Here is an 829-nt window from a genome sequence, read left to right on the forward strand (position 1 = left end):
ATGTGCGTATTGCCATCGGTGCCATTCTTAAAGCCCACAGGGCAGGAGAGCGCCGAGGCGATCTCACGGTGGATCTGGCTCTCCGTGGTGCGAGCCCCGATGGCCCCCCAACTGATGAGATCGGCGATTAACTGCCCGGTCACCATATCCAGAAACTCGGTCGCGGTCGGCACGCCCAGCTCGTTGACCTGCAAGAGCAGTTTACGCGCCAGCTCGATACCGTGGTTCACACGGTAGCTGCCGTTCAGATCAGGATCGGAGATCAGACCTTTCCAACCCACGACGGTGCGCGGCTTTTCAAAATAGGTGCGCATCACGATTTCAAGGCGATCCTGGTGCTTATCGCGCAGCACTTTCAGGCGCTGAGCGTACTCCATCGCCGCATCAAGATCGTGAATGGAGCAGGGACCAATAATCACCAGTAAACGGCGATCTTCACCGTTGAGGATTTTTTCTATGCGTCGACGTGACGCTGTCACGTGTTCCGCCACGCTTGCGGAGACAGGATGGCGCTGCGCCAGTTCGGCGGGCGTCACCAGACTTTCGATACGCGCTGTGCGAAGTTCGTCAGTTTTGTTCATGGAAGTTCTCAGAATTTTTTGCTTCATCGGCAGACTACCGGGAAGTGATCGGCATCACCTGAAACCAATCCCTGCTGAATTCAAGTACGGGGCCACTCTGCCCCGAAGCGTGAACGCGATGATAACTGAAAATAAATCATCGTACTAGCATATTAGTACATACGACGGTTTAACCCCATGATGTCGAGAATTTTCGTGGCGATCTCTTCCACCGAATAGTTGGTGCTGTTCAGCCATGGGATCTGGTT

2 pseudogenes are annotated in these 829 nt (G+C 54.4%); both read right to left on the reverse strand.

Annotated elements, in window-relative coordinates:
• Nucleotides 1-581 (reverse strand): annotated as a pseudogene (gene aroH, locus K5E19_RS23045) (3-deoxy-7-phosphoheptulonate synthase AroH); the annotation flags it as partial.
• 152 nt (nucleotides 582-733) lie between these two features.
• Nucleotides 734-829: pseudogene (locus K5E19_RS23050) on the reverse strand (phosphoenolpyruvate synthase regulatory protein); the annotation flags it as partial.

This window comes from Enterobacter sp. RIT637, assembly GCF_019718755.1.
In the GTDB taxonomy this organism is placed as follows: domain Bacteria; phylum Pseudomonadota; class Gammaproteobacteria; order Enterobacterales; family Enterobacteriaceae; genus Enterobacter.